We start from the raw sequence: 5,219 nt of genomic DNA on the forward strand, positions 1-5,219 counted from the left end.
ACCCGTCTGTCAGTGACCGAAAGTCGATCCCCCGCTCCGACAGGGGGTCGGTACACAGAACGGACCCAGATATACGCTAAGGTTTTGCCGTGCCTTCGACGGCGCGCATCTGGCGAAGCGGTCTGAGCGCGGTGGATGGCGCATCGGGATCGGTCCAGAGGTAATCGCCGGTGAGATTGATATGCTGCCAACCGAGCGGTGATAGGTGTTGCAGCAGGTCCGGCGGGACCGGCCGGCCGAGGTTGGCGAGATGCATCCGGGCGGCTTGCAGGTAGGTCGTGTTCCACAGGACGATGGCACCGGCGACGAGGTTCAGCGCGCTCGCCCGATGGCTTTGGGCTTGCAGCGCATGATCGCGGATACGGCCGATGCGATGGAAGAAGATGGCGCGTTTCAGGGCATTTTCCGCTTCTCCCTTGTTGAGTTCGCGGGTGGCGCGGCGACGCTGTTCGGGCTGCTCGATCCAGTCGAGCGTGAACAGGGTACGCTCGACGCGACCGATCTCGCGCAACGCCAGTGCCAGGCCGTTGGCGCGTGGATAGGAGCCGAGCCGTTCCAGCATGATCGAGGCGCTGACGACGCCTGTGCGGATCGAGGTTCCCAGTCGCAGCACGTCGTCCCAGTGTGCCTCGATCAGACCTTCGTCGATGCGGCCCGCGACCAGCGGCGCAATATCGGGGCCGGGTTCGATGCCGTTAAACAGGTGCAAACGGCGTGCGGCGATATTCGGGATACGCGGCGCGAACCGGAACCCAAGCAGATGACATAGCGCGAACACATGGTCGGAGACGCCCCCGCCATCGACGTGATGCTCTTCGATGTGCAGATCGGCGCCGTGGTGGAGCAGCCCGTCGAGCACCTGTGCCGCCTCGCTCGCCGAAGCGGAGATAACTGTGGAATGGAACGGCGCGTAGCGATCCGAGACGTGGCTGTAAAAGGAGACAGCCGGCTCTGTCCCCTTGTGCGGATTGACTGCGCCGGTTGCCTGGGCGCGGCGGTCGAGCGGAAAGTTCTGACCGTCTGAGCTGGACGAGGTGCCGGACCCGAACAGCGCGGCCAGCGGCGCGGTGTGTTGGGCGTCGACAAGCCGGGCGAGCGCGCGACCGTAGGTTTCCTCGCGCAGATGCCATGAGGCGAGCCAACCGAGTTGGCGCTGGGTCACGAGATTGCAGGCTTCCGCCATGCGCGTATGGCCCAGATTGGTGGCATCGGCGAGCACCGCCGTGAGGATCGCACGTGGTTCATCCGCGGCACGGCCACTTTGCAGATGCGTGAAGCACTGGCTGAACCCGGTCCATCGATCGACTTCGGCAAGAAGGTCGGTGATGCGGATCGCGGGCAGATGCGCATAGAGCGGCGCAAGGGCGGTATCGGATTCCTCGGGAGTAATCGCCTTCAAGGGCGAAATCCGCAGCCTGCCCAAGCTGAGCTGCACGTCTTCCAGCGCGTCCGTCTCCGCCTTTCGCTCGACCTCGGCCAATCGACGGGCGAGGCGGGCGCGTCGTTCGGCCAGCCAGATATCGGCCGTATCCGGTGCCGGTATCGGCAAGGGGCCGGCCGCGCGCATGTTGGCGAATACGGGGGCAGGAATGAGTTGCTGCTCGACAGCACGATAGCGTCGGCTTCCCTCGACCCACATGTCGCCGGCGCGAAGCCGGTCGCGAAGCTCGACCAGCACGCACAATTCATAGATCCTGCGATCGGGAATGCCGGTGCCGATCGCCCGACGCCAAGCTTGCCGGATGAAGCCGACTGGCGTGCCTGCAGGCAATTTGCGCAGATGACCAAAATGAAGGTCGCGCATGATCGCGACCGCTCGCGCGAGCGCATGGCAGGCTGGCACCGCCCCGAATGTGAACGAGGCGATGAACGAGGGACCGACCTGTCGGAGGACGGGGTAATTGGTCGCGGCGACCGCGACGGGATCGACCGAATCGGGGCGGATCAGCTTGCGGGCTTCATCGACCTCGCGGCCGAGATCATTCCATCCGATCGCTGCCTCGACCGCAGCGCCGATATCGCCACCTGATATCTTGGCGGCGAGCAAGGCAGCGCCGAGTTGGGCAAGCAGCCGGATTTTGCCGTTGATGGTGCGCCGGTTGCGCTTGAGTGTCGTGTCCGCGCTGTTCTGTTCGCGCCGGAACATCTGCCCAAGCAGGCGATCGAACATCAGCACCGCATCGTCGGTGAGGGTAACGATGGTTTCGAGGATGGTCGCCACCAATGTGGCGCGACGCCGCGTCGCTTGCAGCGTCCGAACATGTTGCGCGGTCAGCCGCACGCCTTCCTGGCACAGGCGTCGGAGGCGCTCGGGATGGACGCCTACGGCGATATCCGGATCGATCCCGATGGCCCGAAGCAGTGTCAGTCGCTCGATGATGGCGGCGAATGTCTTTCGGCCGGGCTTGCCGGGTGACTGCCGCACCCAGGCCAGATCGCTCAAGTTCGTGCCTGTGTGGGGCAGGAGAAGCGCATCGAGCAGCCGGCGCTGTCGAGCATCGAGTCCTCGGGTCAGATGCTCGGCGACATGGCGTTCGGCATCGAGCAACGCCTGTGCGACCATCCGCTCGACCGAACTGATGCCCGGCACAATGATGCGCCGTCGCCGGCACTCATCCAGCATCACGCGCGCCAGCCTAGCCCCGCTGGTCGTCGTCAGCGCGATCGGCAGGAGCCATTCCTGCAACGTCGTTCGCAGCGGCCGACTGAGCGGCATGAAGCCGAATGCATCGCGCAGTGCATCGAGCTGTTCGTACCGGGTCGGGCCGCGCGTCGCGTAGTCGGCCAGCACCTCGGGTCCGACCTGCAATTGCTCTGCGACGAACGCGAGCGGCGTATCAGGGATCAGTTCACCGGGTCGCAGGAAACGGCCAGGATAGCGCAGCGCGCAAAGCTGGATCGCGAAACCCAGCCGGTTATGCGGTCGCCTCCGGCGGACGATGATGGCCAAGTCGTCCCGGCTCAATGTCCAGTGCTGGACGAGCAGGGTTTCGTCGTCGGGAAGCGCGAGCAACGCCGCGCGTTGCTCGTCCGACAGGACGGCGCGACGCGGCATCGGCTTAGACCTTGGCCGGTGCGGTCCAGCCGATCCGGGCAAGCGTGCCGAGAAGGGTCGAACGCGGCACCTTGAAGGTCCGGCAGACGGACGCCTTGCTGGCCCCGCCATCCAGCGCGGCGGTGATCCGCTCGAGCGTTTCGGCGTCGATCATCGGCGGGCGGCCACCTTGGCGTCCCCGGCGTTTGGCAGCAGCCAGTCCCGCCATCACCCGTTCGCGCGTGAGCGCACGCTCATATTGTGCCAATGCACCGAACAGCGAGAACAGCAATTCGCCGTGCGGCGTGGTCGTATCCATCTGCTCGGTCAGCGACCGGAACGCGATGCCGCGCGCCTTCAGATCGGTGACGATCGTCAGCAGGTGCGGCAGCGAGCGTCCGAGCCGGTCGAGCTTCCACACGATCAGTGTGTCGCCCGCGTTCAGATAGTCGAGGCAGGCTTTCAGGCCTGGTCGGTCGTCGCGCGCGCCGGATGCCTTGTCGGTATGGAGATGCCGATGATCGACCCCGGTTGCGACGAGCGCGTCCCGCTGGAGATCGACCGTTTGGCGGTCATCGGTCGTTGACACCCGCATATATCCGACCAGCATGTACGACAAACCCTCGAAAGCATGTTTTCGAACACCCTATCAAAGCGACAGGGTTTGTCGATCGTTATGGGCTGAGGCGGGTATGGTTCGGCAAAAGCGCAGGTCCGGAGCGTCGCCTATCACCTGTTTGCCGTCACGCGTCTGCTGTCCGTATGGACGCAAGTAGAAGGCACGCTGATGCCGCAAGAAGCACCAGGTCCTTCAACAGGAACTGTCCGGTTCCGGCCGAAATCGCCGGGAACCCGCCAGCGGTCGGCTCGGCGACGCCAGGCGTGCTCAGGAAAAACGTCAGTGTCACGGCATAAGTCAGGCATGACATCGCCGCGCCGAGAGCGGAGGCCGTCTTGTTGAAAGCACCGATAATCAGCGCAGCGGCCGTCGCGAGCTCGACGGTGCCTATAAAATAGCTTCCACCCTGCACCCCAAAAACGGCCGGAATCCAGCTCATGATCGGACTGTTCTTCATCAATGGCGCGATGCCCATCGCTTCATAGCTCGTGAATTTCATGCAACCGAACCAGAGAAAGATGACCACCAGCGCCCAGCGCAGCAACGCGAGAGACCCGCGAGAGCCGGTCGTCTTTTCAGCTATGTGTAATGTCGAAAACATGGTGCCTCGCTTTCATCATGGCGCATGACCTGCCTTCATGCTTAGACAGGCGTGATATATGCGCTGCGCATACACTATGCGCCGTCAATGAATGAGGCAACCCTTTGAACGTACTCTCGGACCGGCTCGTCAATCTGTTCGGCGCCCTCGCAGTGGGCATCACCGATCGAATTAAGAAGGCGGCATTCGACCCGACGATACCCGGCGGTGGCGAAACCACCGCGGCGATCGTCGTCATCGGTCACGCGACCGGTCTTTCGATCGACGAATTAGGACGGGTGCTAGGCTTGTCCCACGCGGGGACGGTGCGGCTTGTCGATCGATTGGTTGCAGCCGGGTTCGCCGTTCGATCCAAAGCGCTACGGGACCGTCGTGCAGTAGCGCTGATGCTCACTGAGGCAGGCGAGACTCGCCTATCTGCGATCCTGCAACGAAGAAACGAGACTTTATCCGAAATCCTTAGCCATGTCTCGAATGCTGACCGCCTCGTGCTGGAACGTATTGCCGAGACAATACTTGCGCAGATGTCTGACGACGCTGTCTCGGCGCTGACGATATGCCGGCTCTGCGACGAGAGGCGATGCTACAACTGTCCGATGGATGCCTTTGGAATGCTGGAGTCGTCGACGCATAGAGTCGACCCATAAGTGCGCGCAGAGACGCTTAGCGTATATCTGTGCCCGTTCTATGTCCTGACCCCAGCGTGGCACCGGCGTCCTGTTCAGCACGGAACATGAGGCACGTCTGAGGCGCCAAGCTGCGATTGAGCAAGCTTTGCGGCAGGCACAGTTCGAGGACGAGTTCAGCTTGGCCTACCAACCGATGGTCGATGGCTTCACGCATCGCACCACCGCCTTCGAAGCGCTGGCGCGTTGGACCAGTCCGACGCTGGGCTGCATACCGCCCGATCAGTTCATCCTGGTCGCCGAACGCTCCGGGCTGATCAATCGATTGACCGAGGTGCT

General features: G+C 63.3%; 5 protein-coding genes. 2 read left to right on the forward strand and 3 right to left on the reverse strand.

The annotated features are described in order from the left end of the window. Positions 1 to 76 precede the first annotated feature (76 nt). The 3 genes from Q0579_RS01775 to Q0579_RS01785 form a co-directional block, all read right to left on the reverse strand. Entirely contained in the window at positions 77 to 3,055 is a 2,979-nt protein-coding gene (locus Q0579_RS01775; protein WP_012449407.1) for a Tn3-like element ISMpo10 family transposase, read from the reverse strand. A 4-nt stretch (positions 3,056 to 3,059) separates the two neighbouring features. After that, positions 3,060 to 3,644, reverse strand: a complete 585-nt coding sequence (locus tag Q0579_RS01780) for a recombinase family protein (RefSeq protein WP_010339849.1) — start codon at positions 3,642 to 3,644, stop codon at positions 3,060 to 3,062. A 133-nt stretch (positions 3,645 to 3,777) separates the two neighbouring features. Then, on the reverse strand, positions 3,778 to 4,254 hold the full coding sequence (locus tag Q0579_RS01785; RefSeq protein ID WP_010339850.1) for a DUF417 family protein: 477 nt from the start codon (positions 4,252 to 4,254) through the stop codon (positions 3,778 to 3,780). Between the two features lie 104 nt (positions 4,255 to 4,358). On the opposite strand from Q0579_RS01785, the gene Q0579_RS01790 reads away from it, so the two are divergent. Beyond that, positions 4,359 to 4,901, forward strand: a complete 543-nt coding sequence (locus Q0579_RS01790) for a MarR family transcriptional regulator (protein WP_010339851.1) — start codon at positions 4,359 to 4,361, stop codon at positions 4,899 to 4,901. A 127-nt stretch (positions 4,902 to 5,028) separates the two neighbouring features. Further along, positions 5,029 to 5,219, forward strand: a 191-nt coding sequence (locus tag Q0579_RS18235) for an EAL domain-containing protein (RefSeq protein WP_366522248.1), incomplete at its 3' end; no start/stop codon positions are given.

It is taken from the genome of uncultured Sphingomonas sp., from assembly GCF_936927845.1.
Taxonomy (GTDB): Bacteria; Pseudomonadota; Alphaproteobacteria; order Sphingomonadales; family Sphingomonadaceae; genus Sphingomonas.

Coding starts and splice junctions, on each gene's coding strand:
- Q0579_RS01775 (WP_012449407.1), bottom strand. CDS start 3,055: ATGCCGCGTCGCGCCGTCCTGTCGGACGAGCAACGCGCGGCGTTGCTC.
- Q0579_RS01785 (WP_010339850.1), bottom strand. CDS start 4,254: ATGTTTTCGACATTACACATAGCTGAAAAGACGACCGGCTCTCGCGGG.
- Q0579_RS01780 (WP_010339849.1), bottom strand. CDS start 3,644: ATGCTGGTCGGATATATGCGGGTGTCAACGACCGATGACCGCCAAACG.